Consider the following 15480-nt stretch of genomic DNA (forward strand, 5'->3'; position numbering starts at 1 on the left):
GGGGCGGGCCTCCGGCGTTCCTGCGTCGGCGGAGAGACGGCAAGGAGACGGTGGAGAGTCAGGGGACGGACGCGGGCGTCTTAGGAGTCCACCGGTCCGGATCGGGGTCCACCGGTCCGGACCGGCCGGGGAGCGCCGGCGTCCCGTGAACGTTTCACGTCCACCGCGCGCCTTCTCGCCGATGTCGCCAGGTCAGGACCGCTCCGCGGGCCGGGGCCGCGTGACCGCCCGCGGACGACGCCGCCCGGCGGGACCCGGCCCGAGCGGTCGGCGGCGGGCGGGCACTCGGGGACCCGGGTACCGGACATCGAGGAAGAATCGCGTCCCGCCGATCGGCGGGAGGGGTGGCCGGCGCCGGAAAGCCTTCACGCCTGGTAAGGACGCCATTCCACCGGAAGACTTTCACGCCTGGTAAGGGCGTCATCCTGCAGGAAAGCCTTCACGCCCGATAACGACCTCGCCCGCCGGAAAGCCTTCACGCCTGAAACGACGTCGCCCCGCCGGAGAGGTGCCTGGTCACGTCCCGCTTCACGACATTTGAAGCGGGACGAAACCCGGAAAGAGGGTTATCCGCATTCCCTGAGAGCGGGTTCGGGAGTGGAAACGTGGCCGTTACCTACCGTGTCGACCGCCGTGACCACCGCCCATACCGTGGTGATGTCCCCTTCGTGTCTGACGCCCCAATTGGAGGCCAGATACTCGACGATTCCAAGACCTCGCCCTCCCAGGGAGGAGAGCGTCGGGCGTCCCGCCCGCGGTTCGGTGGCCGCGCCACCGTCACTCACAGCGACCTCGACATGCTCCTCGGTCCAGCGCCATGACACTTTGATCTGTCCTGACGGCAACGGGTGGGCGTGACGCAGCGCGTTGCTCAGCAGTTCGCTGACCACGAGCACCGCGTCGTCGATAGCGGTCTCGTACACACCCCGTTCCTGCAGGTCAGAGCAGAGGCGCTGGCGTGCGACAGCGACGCTGGACGGTGCATACGGCAACAGAACGACGCTCGACGCACTCACCTCCCCGTATGCCTGTTCCCCCCTGAGGAACTCACCCCAGTACGACCGAAATGCCCCGTTAGATAGTCTTGGAAACCGGGCGTCAATTACAGCTTGTGCACATTCGACAATAGATCAGCACATCCGTTACTGACTCGTTACTGGTTCGGCGTGTCGATCAGGTAAGGGTGCCCGGCGTGTCGGCGATACGAAGGGCCAGCCTCATCCGGGTGCCGCCGGAGGGACGCGGATGCGCCGAGACGTCCCCGCCCTGGGCCCGCGCGAGGCTCCGCACGATGTAGAGGCCGAGGCCGACCCCGCCGAACCTGCGGCGGTCGCCGCTGTCGGCCTGGACGAAGCGCTCGAAGACGCGCTCCCTGCTGGCATGGGCGATGCCGACGCCCTCGTCGTCCACCACCAGCACCACCCTGTCGCCGTCCACCCAGGCCTCGACCCTGATCAGGCCACCGTCCGGCGAGTACTTGAAGGCGTTCTCCAGCAGCTGGGCCAGCAGGATGTCGGTGGCCAGCGCGTCACCGGAGACCGGGGGCAGATCGTCGGGGACGTCGACCTCGACCCGGTGCAGGTCCGACAGGATCGGCAGGCCCAGCGTGGCGGCCCGGACCAGCTCGGCCAGGTCGAAGCTCTCGATCCTGAGCGTGAGCTCGCCGGCCCCCGCGCGCGAGCCCAGCAGCAGGTGGTCCATGAGCTGGCCCAGCGAGCGGGCCCGCTCGGCGATGGTGTGCACGGCGGCACGTCGCTCGGCCTCGGCCATGCTGTCCCAGCGGCTGTCGAGCGTGCTGGCGAAACCGCGGACCACGGTGATCGGCGTGCGGAGCTCGTGGCTGGTGGTGGCGAGGAAGAGGTCCTTGGCCTCCTCCAGCTCCTTCGCGCGGGTGACGTCGCGGAAGTCGACCACGATCTCGCCCGTCTCCACGATCTCCGCGCAGAGCACGTCCAGCCAGGTGCCCGAGGGCAGCTGGATGCTGAGCTTGTCCCCCGGCCCCGGCAGCTGGAACGGCGGCGGCCCGCCGATCACCTCGGCCGCGTGGAAGCCGGTCAGCTCGCTGGCGGCCGGGTTCCACTGGACCACCCGGCCCGTGTCGTCGAGGACCGCGATGCCGTCGGCGCTGGCGTCGAACACCGCCCGCTCGTGGGCGCGCTGCCGCACGGCCTCCTGGTAGGCCATGGCGTTGCCCACGGCGATGCCCGCGTGACCGGCGAGGAGCTCCAGCAGCTCCAGCTCCAGGTGGCCCGCCTTGCGCTTGGCGAACAGCGCGTACAGCGCGCCGTACGACCGCCCGCCCATGGCCGCGAGGCCGAGCGCGATGGTGTGCAGGCCGGGCAGTTGCGACCAGATCAACCGGTCCAGCCGGTCCTGGTCGCCGGTCTCCAGCAGGACGGTCCTGCCCTCGCGCAGCAGCTTGCCGACCAGGCTGGTGCGGAGGTCGGCGGTCGAGTCGCGCATCGAGTCGGGCAGGTTGTGACAGGCCACGAGGCGGAGCCGGTCACCCTCGATCATCACGAACCCGCCCGCGTCGGCCCCGGTCAGGTCGGCGAGGCTGGCCGCGATCCGGTCGAGCACGGCGGGCAGCTCCAGCTCGGCGTTGATGTCGGCGACCACGTCGGTGAGCCTGCGGACGAGCTGCGCCCGGCGGGCGTTGCGGTCGTTGGCGGTCTCGTCGTCCTGGGCCAGGTGGTAGACGCTGACGTAGCCGAGGAGGGCGCCGTCCGGCGCGGACAGCGCGGCGGTGTCGACCCGCACGTCGAGCAGGCTGCCGTCGCGGCGGAACCGCTTGGTCCTCAGCGAGACCTGGCCGCCGGTGCGGACCTTCTCCAGGACCGCGTTGTGCTCGGCCGTCAGCTCCTCGGGGACCACCGGCACCCGGCGGCCGACCATCTCGCCGGCCGACCAGCCGAACAGGCGCTCGGCGGCGGGATTCCAGGCGAGGACCGTCTGCTCGCGATCGATGGCGACGATCGCGTTGGGCGCCGCGGCGACGACCTCACGGCCGATGCCCCCGTCACTGTCGGCCCTGTAGTCCACCACACACCCATAGTGCCGTCTCAACCGGTCTGATCTTGGCACTTTCGTCCCGCACGTGTTGCCACTGGCCGGGCGATCCGTCCGATACTCTGCGGTCACCACACACCTGGATACGAAAGGGTGGGGCCATGTCATCCGGCGACATCGATGCATTGCTACGGGTGACCTCGCCCGACTACGTCGGCACGAGCCATCCCGACATCGCGTTCGGCACGCTCGACGGCCCGCTGGGGCGTCTGACCCTCGCCGTGACGAGCAGGGGTGTGGTGGCCTGCAGCTACGAGGACGAGAACGTCGTCTTCGAGCGGATCAGCAGGGAGGTCGGCACGTTCATCGGGCCGGACGCCCGGCGGCTCGACCCGGTGCGCCGGGAGCTGGACGCCTACTTCTCCGCCAGGCTCCGCGCCTTCACGACGCCGGTCGACCTGCGCCTGGCCACCCAGTTCTCCAGGACCGTGCTGCAGATGATGCTCGCGGTGCCGTACGGGACGGTGACGACCTACCTCGAGATCGCCGAGCGGATCGGCAGGCCGCGCGCGCTGCGCGCGGTCGGCAACGCGCTGGGCAGCAACCCGGTGTGCGTCATCGTGCCGTGCCACCGGGTGGTCGAGAGCGAGGCGGTCCTCGGCGGGTACGCCGGAGGCTCGGCCGCCAAGGAACGGCTGCTGCGCATCGAGTCCGCCGCCGTGCTCCGCGGGCCCGGCGGGCCCGGCGGCGCGTAGCCCGCCTTCCCCCGGGGGACCCCCTGGGGCCCCCTGTGACCGCCCACGACCACCTATACGACCGGAAGCCGAGCCGTAGGGCGGCGTGGTCAGGAGCGGCGCCGGAGCGCGCCGAGCCCCAGGGTGACGAGACCCGCGACGAGGAACGCGCCGACGGACGCGCTCATCCACGGCTGCGGGACGAAGCCGAGCGCGTCGCGGGCGCCGTTCCAGAACGAGGTCCACCACGCGACCTCCGGGGCGGCCGGCAGCGCGGCGAGCATCCACCAGGTCACGAAGCCCAGCACCCACGGGAGCACCATGAGCGGGCGCGAGGGCGCGGTCTCCGAGATGTCCCAGCGCCTGGCGCCGCCGAGCAGGAAGTAGTCCGCGGCGAGCACCGCGAACATCGGCACGAAGACCGCCCCGATGAGGCCGAGGAAGCCGGTGTAGGTCTCGGCGTTGACGAAGATCGCGAGCAGGGTGACCAGCACGCCGATGGCCACGGAGATGATCCGGCGGTCCAGCCGGGGCAGCAGGTTCTGCAGCGACATCGCGGTGGAGTAGACGTTCACGAACGACTGGTCGGTCTCGCGCAGCACCAGGATGCCGAAGAACAGCGGGCCGAGTGCCGCGGCCACGAAGGGGTCCCAGACCTGGTTCGGGTCGTTGCCGACCAGCGCGAGCGCCGCGATGCCGAGGACCAGGCAGGCCACCTGGGCGATCGTGTAACCGCCGACGACCCCGGTGAAGGCGGCCCTGCCGGAGCGGGAGAAGCGGGCGAAGTCCGCCGCGACCGGCACCCACGAGACCGACAGCGCGATCACGTAGTCGACCGATGGTGCGAACGCCTCCCAGGATCCGCCGCCGATCGCCGGTCCCCGCTGGAACAGGGCGACCATGAACCAGATCATCGAGATCACCACGCCGGCGGTGACGTACCTGCGGAGCAGGCGGACCGCTCCCAGCGGCCGGATGGTCAGCGCGGTGGTGATCACCCCCGCGACGACCACCCAGACCGCGTAGGGCACCTCGACGCCGAAGGATCCGGCGATGGCCTGGGCGCCCTGGGCGATGACCCACAGCTCGAAGGCCCCCCAGCCCAGCATCTGGACGATGTTCAGCACGGTCGGCAGGTAGGAGAGCCTGGCCCCGAACAGCCCGCGCAGCAGGACCATCGCCGGAGCGCCGGTCCGCTGCCCGGGAATCGCGGCCAGGCCGACCATCGCGGTACCGATGACGCTGCCCACGACGGCGGCCAGGATCGCGGCCACGAAGCTCAGCGGCCGGTCGCCGAGCGGATTGATCAGCGCGATCGCGCCGGAGAACCCGAGCAGGCTGACACCCAGGTTGGCCCAGAGCGCGCCCTGGTCGAGCACGCCGAGGGCCTTGGGAGGAGCCTCGCCGAGCGTGAGGGGCGCCTCGGCCGCACCGGAGTCCCCGGAATCACCGGAGCCCTTGGAATCAACGGCGGCAGACGTCATCACGCACACTCCCTACGCCGGCATTACCCGGACAGGTTCATGCGGTCGGCGGCGCGTCGGAGGTCGATGAGACCCTCCGCGTGGTTCCGCCCTCTCAGCCCGGTTACGCCCGAGCTCCCGCGGTAGACATTCGCCCTGATTATGCCATTCATTCCTTTCTTGGCAAGAGTCTCGGCGGAGGCTCCCCCTCACGTCTCGGCGAGGGCTCCCCCCCTCGCGCGGTTCGGACGGCTCAGGCGACGAAGGGGTCCTGGCCGCTCTCGGCGATCATCGGACGCCCCGCGCCGTCCCAGGACCGCATGCCGCCGCCGACGTTGATCGCGTCCCAGCCGACGTGGTTGAGCCAGGCGGTGGCGTTCGCGGAACGGCCGCCGACCCGGCAGATCACGTAGACGGGCGCGCCCTTGGGCACCTCGTCGACCCGGGACTGCAGCTCACCCAGGGGGATGTGGACGGCGCCGGGCGCGTGCCCGGCACGCCACTCGTCGTTCTCGCGCACGTCGAGCAGGAACGCGTCATCCGGCACGGCCTGCGCCTCGACCTCAGGAACACTCATGCGCCCATTGTTCCAACTCCTCCACCGGATGGGACGCAAAGCCCCGTGGATGCCCTCATCCGGACCTTCGATTTCCCCTGATAGCAGGCCAATTCGGTACGTCCAGCCCTACCGGGTCACCCGACCCGCGGCTGCAGCCGGGCAGCGAGGCGGACGGGGTCAGGGCACGTCCCAGAAGGCGAGTTCGTGAGCCATTCCCTCGGCGAAAAGCTTCCCGGCCCTGTCCGGATCCGGCGCCACCTCGTCGATCATCACCGCGATGCGCCCGGTCAGCTCGGCGAAGGCCGGGTGGGCGTAGGTGTCGACCCAGGCGCGGTAGCGGGGTTCGGCGGGCGGATTCTCCGCCAGGGCGCGGCCGAGCGTGGAGTAGCCCCACATGCAGGGGTAGAGCGCGGCCAGGCCGTCGGCGTAGACGGCCGCGGAGTCGAGCAGGAAGGAGGTGTACGCCGCGCAGGCCGGGCCCTTCCTCGCCCCGCCGAGGTCGGCGCCGAACTCGGCCGACAGCGACCGGTGCAGGCTCAGCTCCTCGTGGAAGGTGGAGTGCGCCAGGTCCACCAGGTCGCCCAGATGCCCGTCCGGGGCCTGCCAGGCGAGTCGCGAGAAGACGCGGACGTAGTCGAGCAGGAACAGGTAGTCCTGCTCCAGCCACGACCGGAACACCGGCTCGGGCAGATCTCCCCGCGCGATGCCCGCCACCGTCGGATGGGCGAGCTGCGCCTCGACGAGCGGGCGGCCGATGACGTGGAGTTCCTCAGAAACGCTCATGGGTCGGAGATTGTGTCAGGTCAGGGCGGCGGCGCCGAAGGAGACGCTGAAGCGCCTGCACCAGATGGTGACGGACTTCAGGCTGTCGAGGTCGGCCCCGGCGGGAATGACGTAGTTGGCGTTGCCCTTGTTGCCCTTCAGGTCGCCGAGTTCGAGGTGCTTGCCGTCGTCCAGGTTGAACCATCCCGCGTTGCCCTTCTTGACGGGCTGGTCACTGAGCCAGACCCGCAGGTCCGGGCCGTCGGAGGTGTTCAGGTCCTCGATCCGCAGGACCCGGCTCCCGTCGGGCAGCTCCAGCACCCTCGCCCTGCCCTCGGTCTCGTGCTCGTGGGAGATGAACGTGCCCGTGGCCAGGACCTTCGGCTCCGGGTCCTGAGCGGTCTCGGTGGCCCTGGCGGGCCCGCCCGTCTCGTCCTGCCGGGTGGCCTCCGGCCCGGGGGACGCGGCCGCGGCGGGCAGCGCCTCGTTCACCTCGACGGTGGTGAACAGGCGCCATGGCTGGAACAGGTACAGCGCGACACCGAGCGCGACGGCGCCCAGCGCCAGGACACCCCACGTGACGGGGTGCCGGAGCAGCCTCTTGACCCTCATCTGGACTCCCATCGCATACCTCCGGTGTGGAGACCCTGGCCTCCGGTTACGGCGAGGAAGCCGAGACGTCCCTCAGGCCTCGGTGCCGACGCTATCCGCGATACCGCCCTAGATCGCTTACGGAGTGCTTACGGCCGCGAAGCGCCCGCGACGTAGTGTCGAACGATGACGACGATCGCTGAGGAAGTGCTCCTGCTCGCGTACGACGAGGAGCAGGGCAGACAACTCATCGGCTCCTCGGAACTGGACGCCGCGCTCGGCGGCGCGTTGCTGGCGGAACTGGCCGTCGGCGGCCGGATCGACCTCGCGGACAGGAAGGTCGCCGTTCTCGACGCGACCCCGGTCGGGGACGAGGAGCTCGACACGGCGCTGGCCAGGATCGCGGCGGAGTCCAAGGCGCGCAAGCCCGAGTGGTGGGTGCCAAGGCTCCACTCCGGCAAGCTTCGCGCCCGCCTGCTGTCGCGCCTGGCGGAGCGGGGCGTGCTGGACGAGGAGCGGCGCAAGATCCTGGGGATCTTCCCGAGCACCCGCTACCCCGAGCGTGACCCGGGCGTCGAGCTGGCGATCCGCGAGCGGGTCCAGAGCGTGCTGTCCGGCGCCACCCCCGACGAGCGGGCCGCGGTGCTGATCGCGATCCTGCACGCGGCCAAGATCGACCGAAAGGCGTTTCCCGGCGCGAGCAAGGAGCGGATCAAGGAGATCACCGAGGGCGAGTGGGCCGGCAAGGCGGTCTCCCGGACCATCGCCGCCGTCAACGCCGCCGTCATGACGGCCGTGATGGCGGGGGTCGTCGTCAGCAGCGGCAGCTGAGGTCCGCCGGCCCTCGCCGGGCGGGCACTGTCACGAAGGTGCTCCGCCCGGCGAGGACGTCCGGTCCCGTGCCCGCCCCGCCTTCGCGTCGTCTTCGCGTCGTCTTCGCGTCGCTTCGCGGGGAAGACCGGGGCGAGAGGGCCGGAGGAAGGTGCCGTGGACGGGAACCGCCCGCCGGCGCCCCGGCCCGGGGGCCGGGGCGGGTCGTCACTTGCCGAGGGCGTCCTCGGGAACGGGCTTGTCCTGGGCCAGGGCCTCGAACATGCGCAGGGCCTTCTCCCGGTCCCACTTGACGACGGACTGGCCGTCGATGGTGGGCAGGGAGCCGATGGGCACGACCGTGGTGACCGGGTTGCCGCCCATGGCGAGGCCGAGGGAGAGCAGGTCGAAGGCGCCGGTCTCCTCGCCGACGGACACCGAGTCGGCCGCGCTCAGCGCGAGCGGGACGGACGTGAAGGGGTTGATCAGGACGCCGGGGCTGGCCGCCTTCTTCACCACCGCGGAGAAGAACTGGCGCTGGCGCTGGGTCCTGTCGAGGTCGGGGATCGCGCCGGTGGCGCGGGTGCGGACGTAGCCGAGGGCCGTCCCCCCGTCCATCGTCTGCAGGCCCTTCTTCAGGTTGATCCCGGCCTTGGGGTCCTTGATCGCCTGCTTGACGTTGATCTCGACCCCGCCGATGGCGTCCACGATCCCCACGAAGCCGCCGAAGCCGATCTCCATGTAGTGGTCGAGACGCAGCCCGGTGACCTGCTCCACGGTCTTGGGAAGCAGTTGCTGGCCGCCCTGGAAGGCGTAGGCGGCGTTGAGCTTGTTGCTGCCGTGACCGTCGATCGGCACGTACGAGTCACGCGGGAGGCTGACCAGGGTCGGGCGGCCGTCGCCTTCGGGGATGTGCAGCAGCATCATCGTGTCGGTCCTGCGGCCCACGGCCTTGCCCGTGGCGAGCTTCCTGCGCTGGGCCGCGGTCAGGCCGGCGCGGCTGTCGGAGCCGACCAGCAGCCAGTTGGTGCCGGGGGTGTCGGCGGGACGGCCCTCGTAGTCGGTGAGCGCCTCTATCTTGGTCAGCCGCGAGTTGATCATGAAATATCCGCCGACGGCCAGGACGAGCAGCACGACGACCAGCCCGGCGAGGATCCGTACGATGAGCCTGCCGGGACGCTTCGGCCGCCAGCCGGGCATGCGCGACGCGCTCCCGCTTCCCCGGCCGCCGGAGTCCCCGGGCGGGGCCGGGGGCGCGTTCAGCGGCTTGACCGGGCTGGAACCCGACCTGGCCTTGCCGTACACCCGCCCGCCCCGGGGCGGCGGCACCTCGCGCGGCGTCTCCTCCCGGACGGGTGCCTCCCGCCGCGAGGACGCCGGCTGCCGGACGGGCGTCCCCGGGCCGCCAGGCGAGGGGTAGGCGGGCTGCCCGGCCGCTCTCGGCGGCACGGGCCCCGGCGTGGGCGATCGCAGCGCGCGAGTGCGATCGTCGTCTTCGGGCCTGTCAGCCACGTCTTGTCCCGCCACTTCTTGATCTCATGGTGAAAACGTCATTATCGACGCTACGTCGTGGCTGGAGCGCCTGCCGCCAGGCGCCCAAGGTTTCCCTGTGTAAAAGTACTCAGACAGGTTGTTAGCGACCAACAATGCGATCGTCGGCCGATCCGGAAACATCGACCCCCACCCGGATCGTTACGGTAGAGGACTACCTCTGCTCGAAAGGATGATCGTGTCCACTCCGGACCCGTGGAATACCTGCCCGTGCGAACGCACGGGCACCACTGAACCGACCGGGAGAGCCGCCCGGTGAACACGGCTCTGGGCCTGCTGGCCATCCTCCTGCTCACCCTCGCCACCGGCTATTTCGTGGCCCAGGAGTTCGCCTTCGTCGCGGCGGACCGCGGCGTGCTGCGCGAGCAGGCCGACTCCGGCGACGCGGCCGCGGCACGGGCGCTGGAGGTGACGGGACGCCTGTCGTTCATGCTGTCGGGGGCGCAACTCGGCATCACCGTGACCGCCCTGCTCGTCGGCTTCATCTCGGAACCCGCCATCGCCACGGTCATCCGCCCCTGGCTGGAGACCGCGGGAGTGCCGAGTGGGGCCGTACCCGGCATCGCCGTGGCGCTGGCCGTCGCGGTGGCCACCGTCATCCAGATGGTCTTCGGTGAGCTGGCCCCCAAGAACCTGGGCATCGCCCGTCCCGAGCCGGTGGCGAAGTTCCTCGCCCGCTCGACGATGATCTACCTGCGGATCGCCGGGCCGGTCATCCGCCTGTTCGACTCCGCCGCCACCGGCCTGCTGCGCCGGGTCGGCGTGGAGCCGGTGGAGGAGATCGAGCACGGCGCCAGCCCCGAGGAGCTGTCCCGGATCATCTCCGAGTCCGCCACCACGGGTGACCTGCCGCCGAGGTTGTCGGAGCTGCTGGGCCGCGCTCTGGAGTTCGGCGACCGCACCGCCGAGGACGTCATGGTGCCGCGCCCCCGCGTGGTGCTGCTGAGGGACGACCGGCCGATCTCCGACCTGATCGACGCCGTCCGCAGGCACGGTCACTCCCGCTATCCGGTGCTCTGCAACCAGAACGGCGACGACGTCGTCGGCGTCACCGGCGTCCGCGAGCTGCTCAGGTCGGGACTGGCCGACGGCACGCTGGAAAAGATCACCCGCCCCGCGCTCCTGGTGCCCACCTCCTCGCCGCTGCCCCTCGTGCTGGAGCGCATGCGCACCGCCCACGACGACCTGGCGTGCGTCATCGACGAGTACGGCGGCCTGGCCGGCGTGGTCACCATAGAGGACCTCGCGGAGGAGCTCGTCGGCGAGCTCATCGACGAGAACGACCCGGAGCCCGCCGGGGTCATCGCGGGCGACGAGGGCACCTGGGACCTGCCGGGCACGCTCCGGCTGGACGAGATCGAGCGGGCCATCGGCCTGCAACTCCCCGAGAGCGACGACTACGACACCGTCGCGGGCCTCGTGCTCGCCACCCTCGGCCGGATGGCCGAGCCCGGCGACCAGGTGACCGTCACTCTCACGTCACGGAACGACCCCCTGGAGAACGACGGCGCCGACGAGAGGGAGGCGGCGCTCACCGTGCTCTCGGTGTACCGCAGGGTCCCCGAGTGGGTGCGGCTGTCGCTCACCGCGTCGCAGGACGCCGATCCCGGGGACGCCCCGGAGGCGAGAACCGAGAAAGAGGACCGACCGGCGATGACCGCGCCGCGGATGATCGAGCGTGGCCCCGAGACGCCCATGATCGAGCGGAGCGAGGCGAGGCGGCGATGAGCACCACCTCCGCCCTGCTGCTCGGCGTGGCCCTGCTGATCGGCAACGCCTTCTTCGTCGCCGCCGAGTTCGCGGTGATCTCGGCCCGCAGGCACCGCCTGGAGGAGCTCGCGGGCCGGGGAGGCCGGTTGACCCGGCTCGCCGCCCGCGCCGCCGTGCGCGGCGGCAGGGAGCTCTCCCTGATGCTGGCCGGAGCCCAGCTGGGCATCACACTGTGCTCGCTCGGCCTGGGCATGGTGACCGAACCGGCCATCGAACACCTGCTGGAGCCGGTTTTCGGCGCGGTCGGCCTGCCCGAGTCGCTGCGGGTCCCCGTCTCGCTCGTGATCGCGCTGGCGTTCGTCACCTTCCTGCACATGGTGATCGGCGAGATGGCTCCCAAGTCGTGGGCGCTGACCCACCCGGAGATGGCGGCGATGGGCCTGGCCCTGCCGTTCCGCGGCTTCACCTGGGTCGTCCGGCCGGTGCTCGCCGCGCTCAACGGGCTGACGAACGGGATCCTGAGACTGTTCGGGGTGCATCCCAAGGACGAGCTGGCCACCACCAGGACCCCGGTCCAGCTGGCGATGCTGGTCGGCGAGTCGGGCCGGATGGGCCTGCTCGACCGCGACGAGCACGACCTGCTCACCCGGGCCCTGCGGGTTCACCAGCAGCCGGTGGAGCGGCTGATGCTGCCGCTGGAGAAGACCACCTCGGTGCCCGCCGACGCGACGAGCGAGCGGATGCGCCAGGTCGCCGCACGCGACGGGCACCTGCGCATGCTGGTCACCTCCGGCAGGCCGGGCGACGTCCTGGGCGTGGTGCACGTCAGGGACATCCTCGTCCGGCCGGAGGCGAGTCCCGCCGAGCTCGCCCGCCCGGTGCCACGCCTGGCCAAGGAGACCACGATCCCCGACGCGGTCTCCGCGCTCCAGGACGCCCACGCGCACCTGGGCCTGGTCACCGACGGCGGCGAGGTGATCGGCATGGTGAGCCTCACGGACCTGCTCGGCGAGATCCTGGACGTACGGATGCTCGCGGCCCGCTAGCGGTCCTCGCCGTTCCCTGCGTCCGGCGGGAGCGGCGAGACCGGTGGAAGAGCGGCGACGTACCGTCCAGACCGGTGAGAGCCCCACCAGGCCGGCGAGAGACCGGCCAGATCGATCACGGAACCGGTGGGAGGACGACACGGGCCGGGAAAATATATTTTCCCGGCCCGTGTTCTCTGTAAGCGTAATCAGACACCGACGAATCCCTGCAAGTCATCCGAAAGTGATCAGCAAGCGTGGCCGGGTAGAACCGATAGGCATGTCGTAGCGGTCCAAAAACCACAAGACCCATGCGTAACCCCTGAGACTTCTCTATAACGGAGCGAGCGACTACCTTGATCGATGATCGACTCGGCCCGCCACGAGACCTTACGGACGGCTCAGATGGATACGCGGTTCGCCAGGAAACGACAAAACCCCGGTCGCGATGCTCGCATGACCGGGGTGATGATCTTGTGGGCGAGGAGGGATTTGAACCCTCACGTCCTTTCGGACACACGGACCTGAACCGTGCGCGTCTGCCGTTCCGCCACCCGCCCTTGTTGGGTGCGGTCGAAACATTAGCACGGATCGGCCCGTACCCATGAACCCGGATACGATCCTCCTAGATGCGAAAGCGGAGCAGCTGGGTGCGAGAGAGCGAGGAACGAGCCAACGAGCCCCCAAGCGGCCGCGACCACATAGACGGAGGAGGGGAGGTACCCGGTGGGAGTCCTTCAGCGTTTCGAGCGGAGGCTCGAAGGTTTGGTTGAAGGGGCCTTTGCACGGGCGTTCAAATCTGACCTTCAGCCGGTAGAGGTCGCCAGTGCGGTCCAACGGGAGATGGACGAGCGGGCGGCGATCGTCGCCCAGGGACGCACTCTCGTGCCCAACGACTTCGTGGTCGAACTGTCCACGACCGACAACGAGCGGTTGGAGGTCTACTCCGACAGCATCAGCCACGAGCTGGCCAACCTCGCCAGGGAGTACGCCAAGGAACAGGGTTACTCCTTCGTGGGGCCGGTCAGGGTCCGCTTCGAGACGGCCGACGACCTCGCGGTCGGCCTGTTCCGCATCCGCTCGGGCGTGATCCGTGGCGCGACGGTCGAGCAGGACGAGATCCGCCAGCCGGTGAGCGACGTGCCCGCCGCGAAATCCCACGCCTTCGGAGGCCGCCCCCGCCTGCTGGTGTCCACCCAGGACGACCCGCAGGGCCAGCGGTCCTTCGACCTGACAACACCGGTGACCCTGCTCGGCAGGGGCACCGACTGCGATCTACGGCTGGTCGACCCGGGTGTGTCCCGGCACCACGCCGAGCTGCGAGTGGAGGGTCCCCTGGTCGCGCTCGTCGACCTCGGCTCCACGAACGGCACCTTCGTCAACGGCCAGCCGGTTCGCCGGGTCGAGCTCCAGAACGGCACTCGCGTGACGCTGGGGCGAACGACTCTGGTTTTCCGGCGCGATTAAAGGTAAACAGACGGTCCATGTCCGAGCTCACGCTGCTGCTGATCCGGCTCGCCTTCCTCGCGGTGCTGTGGTTCTTCGTGATTGCCGCGGTCGGTGTGATCCGGACAGACTTGTTCGGTTCACGCACGGCCGCCGCCGTCCCCGCGCGCAAGGCGCCCAAGCCGGCGAAGACCCCGGCCAAATCCAAGAAGGGGGAACCCCGGGAGATGGTCGTCACCGGTGGCCCCCTCCAAGGCACCACCATTACCCTCTCGGAGACGCCCATCACCATCGGCCGGGCGAACGACGCGACGCTGGTGGTCAGCGACGACTACGCCTCCAGCCGGCACGCCCGGCTCTTCCCCCAGGACGGTCAGTGGATCGTGGAAGATCTCGGCTCCACCAACGGCACGTATCTTGACCGCTCCAAAGTCACCCGTCCGACTCCGGTGCCGCTCGGTGTTCCGATCCGCATTGGCAAGACCGTCATCGAATTGCGCAAATGACCATCGCACTCCGTTACGCCGCCCGCTCTGACGTCGGCCTCCTCCGCGAAGGCAACGAGGACTCCGCCTACGCCAGCGGCCGCCTGCTCGCCGTCGCGGACGGTATGGGCGGCCACGCACACGGCGAGGTGGCCAGCTCGGTCGCCATCGCCGAGATGTCCTTGCTCGACACGGACGCCCAGGGAGGTGACCTGCTCAGCGCCATCGAGGCGGCGGTACGCGACGCCAATCGCAAGCTGCACGAGATGGTGAGTCACAACCCCAGCCTCAAGGGCATGGGCACCACCCTCACCGCCATGCTCTGGTCGGGGACGAGGGTCGCCCTGGTCCACGTCGGCGACTCGCGGGCCTACCTGCTGCGAGCCGGAGAGCTCTACCAGATCACGCACGACCACACCCTCGTGCAGTCACTGGTGGACGACGGCCGGATCACCCAGGACGAGGCCGCCACCCACCCCCAGCGGTCGATCCTGTTGCGGGCGCTCGACGGCAGCGGCGAGGTCGACCCCGACCTGTCCCTGCGCGAGGCCCAGATCGGCGACCGCTACCTGCTCTGCTCCGACGGCCTGTCCGGGGTGGTGAGCGCCGAGACCCTGCACCACACGCTCTCCACGATCGAGGATCCCGACGGGGTGGTCCGCACCCTCATCGACCTGGCCAACCGGGGCGGCGGCCCCGACAACATCACCTGCGTCCTCGCCGACGTGCTGGAGGTGGACGAGACCCACGTGCCGCGCACCGACGCGGCCGTGGTCGGCGCCGCCGGTTCCAGCATGCCGCGGTCACAGCCGCCGGACACCCCGGCGGGCCGTGCCAGCGCGGTCACCATGCCGCAACCCGTCATCTCCGACGACGACGACACCGACACCGACGAGCCGATCGTCAGGGCCGCGGCCCGACCGGTCAAACGCCGCCGGCTGTGGCCTCTCCTGGCCGTGGCGGGCGGCGTCGTCGTCATCGGGGGCGGCTTAGGCTGGTACTTCGGCGGGCAGTGGCTGGAGGACCAGTACTTCGTGGGGGCCAAGGGCAACGAGATCGTGGTCTTCCAGGGCGTGAAGACCAACCTGGGCCCCATCGAGCTCTTCGACGTCGCCCGGAGCACCGCGGAATCGATCACGACTCTCGGCGCGTTCCAGCAGGGCCAGGTCCGCGACGGCATCCCCGTCCCCACCGTCGAGGCGGGCCTGAAGAAGATCGAAGAGCTGAAGACGTCCGCAGCCACATCCGACGGGAAGGACGAACCGACCGCATCCCCGAGCGCCTCCGCGTCCTCCGCGCCCGCCAGGGCTCCCGAACCCACAAGGTCACAGTAAA

14 protein-coding genes, 1 tRNA gene and 1 riboswitch are annotated in these 15480 nt (G+C 70.2%); of the genes, 7 read left to right on the plus strand and 8 right to left on the minus strand.

Annotated features, from left to right (window positions below; translation table 11 throughout):
- Positions 1 to 566: 566 nt before the first annotated feature.
- Complete coding sequence (locus ACVCAG_RS21750; protein ID WP_440085288.1) at positions 567 to 1016, minus strand: ATP-binding protein; 450 nt, start codon at positions 1014 to 1016, stop codon at positions 567 to 569.
- Between the two features lie 157 nt (positions 1017 to 1173).
- Complete coding sequence (locus tag ACVCAG_RS21755; protein ID WP_440085289.1) at positions 1174 to 3045, minus strand: PAS domain S-box protein; 1872 nt, start codon at positions 3043 to 3045, stop codon at positions 1174 to 1176.
- Positions 3046 to 3170: 125 nt separating this feature from the next.
- Here ACVCAG_RS21755 and ACVCAG_RS21760 point away from each other — a divergent pair, with 125 nt between their 5' ends.
- Positions 3171 to 3764, plus strand: a complete 594-nt coding sequence (locus tag ACVCAG_RS21760; RefSeq protein WP_440085290.1) for a methylated-DNA--[protein]-cysteine S-methyltransferase — start codon at positions 3171 to 3173, stop codon at positions 3762 to 3764.
- A gap of 89 nt (positions 3765 to 3853) precedes the next feature.
- Here ACVCAG_RS21760 and ACVCAG_RS21765 read toward each other — a convergent pair whose 3' ends face one another.
- The 4 genes from ACVCAG_RS21765 to ACVCAG_RS21780 form a co-directional block, all read right to left on the minus strand.
- Entirely contained in the window at positions 3854 to 5227 is a 1374-nt protein-coding gene (locus ACVCAG_RS21765; RefSeq protein WP_440085291.1) for a cytosine permease, read from the minus strand.
- Positions 5219 to 5358: riboswitch (TPP riboswitch) on the minus strand. It overlaps the preceding gene by 9 nt.
- A 101-nt stretch (positions 5359 to 5459) precedes the next feature.
- On the minus strand, positions 5460 to 5783 hold the full coding sequence (locus ACVCAG_RS21770; protein ID WP_362688508.1) for a rhodanese-like domain-containing protein: 324 nt from the start codon (positions 5781 to 5783) through the stop codon (positions 5460 to 5462).
- A gap of 159 nt (positions 5784 to 5942) precedes the next feature.
- Entirely contained in the window at positions 5943 to 6548 is a 606-nt protein-coding gene (locus ACVCAG_RS21775) for a TenA family protein (protein ID WP_440085292.1), read from the minus strand.
- Between the two features lie 15 nt (positions 6549 to 6563).
- Entirely contained in the window at positions 6564 to 7139 is a 576-nt protein-coding gene (locus ACVCAG_RS21780; RefSeq protein ID WP_440085293.1) for a DM13 domain-containing protein, read from the minus strand.
- A 165-nt stretch (positions 7140 to 7304) separates the two neighbouring features.
- Between ACVCAG_RS21780 and ACVCAG_RS21785 the strand changes: the two genes are divergently transcribed.
- Complete coding sequence (locus ACVCAG_RS21785; protein ID WP_440085294.1) at positions 7305 to 7949, plus strand: GPP34 family phosphoprotein; 645 nt, start codon at positions 7305 to 7307, stop codon at positions 7947 to 7949.
- Positions 7950 to 8156: 207 nt separating this feature from the next.
- Here the strand turns inward: ACVCAG_RS21785 and ACVCAG_RS21790 are convergent, their stop codons facing one another.
- Positions 8157 to 9377, minus strand: coding sequence for an LCP family glycopolymer transferase (locus tag ACVCAG_RS21790; protein WP_440085295.1), 1221 nt, complete (start codon positions 9375 to 9377; stop codon positions 8157 to 8159).
- A 357-nt stretch (positions 9378 to 9734) separates the two neighbouring features.
- Here ACVCAG_RS21790 and ACVCAG_RS21795 point away from each other — a divergent pair, with 357 nt between their 5' ends.
- Positions 9735 to 11207 (plus strand): CNNM domain-containing protein, encoded by a 1473-nt coding sequence (locus ACVCAG_RS21795; RefSeq protein WP_440085296.1) that lies wholly within the window; start codon positions 9735 to 9737, stop codon positions 11205 to 11207.
- Entirely contained in the window at positions 11204 to 12235 is a 1032-nt protein-coding gene (locus ACVCAG_RS21800; protein ID WP_440085297.1) for a CNNM domain-containing protein, read from the plus strand. The genes ACVCAG_RS21795 and ACVCAG_RS21800 overlap by 4 nt, the downstream gene beginning before the upstream one ends.
- 456 nt (positions 12236 to 12691) lie before the next feature.
- On the opposite strand, the gene ACVCAG_RS21805 is transcribed toward ACVCAG_RS21800, so the two are convergent.
- Positions 12692 to 12774 (minus strand) — tRNA-Leu (locus tag ACVCAG_RS21805).
- A 166-nt stretch (positions 12775 to 12940) separates the two neighbouring features.
- Between ACVCAG_RS21805 and ACVCAG_RS21810 the strand changes: the two genes are divergently transcribed.
- The 3 genes from ACVCAG_RS21810 to ACVCAG_RS21820 are packed head-to-tail and all read left to right on the plus strand — an operon-like array spanning position 12941 to position 15479.
- Positions 12941 to 13681, plus strand: coding sequence for a DUF3662 and FHA domain-containing protein (locus ACVCAG_RS21810; RefSeq protein WP_329088344.1), 741 nt, complete (start codon positions 12941 to 12943; stop codon positions 13679 to 13681).
- Positions 13682 to 13698: 17 nt separating this feature from the next.
- Positions 13699 to 14166 carry an FHA domain-containing protein FhaB/FipA gene (locus tag ACVCAG_RS21815; RefSeq protein WP_440085299.1) on the plus strand — a complete coding sequence of 156 codons (468 nt, stop codon included), beginning with the start codon at positions 13699 to 13701 and terminating at the stop codon, positions 14164 to 14166.
- Positions 14163 to 15479 carry a protein phosphatase 2C domain-containing protein gene (locus tag ACVCAG_RS21820; RefSeq protein ID WP_440085300.1) on the plus strand — a complete coding sequence of 439 codons (1317 nt, stop codon included), beginning with the start codon at positions 14163 to 14165 and terminating at the stop codon, positions 15477 to 15479. The genes ACVCAG_RS21815 and ACVCAG_RS21820 overlap by 4 nt, the downstream gene beginning before the upstream one ends.
- Position 15480 lies beyond the last annotated feature (1 nt).

Source organism: Streptosporangium sp. G12, assembly GCF_052983175.1.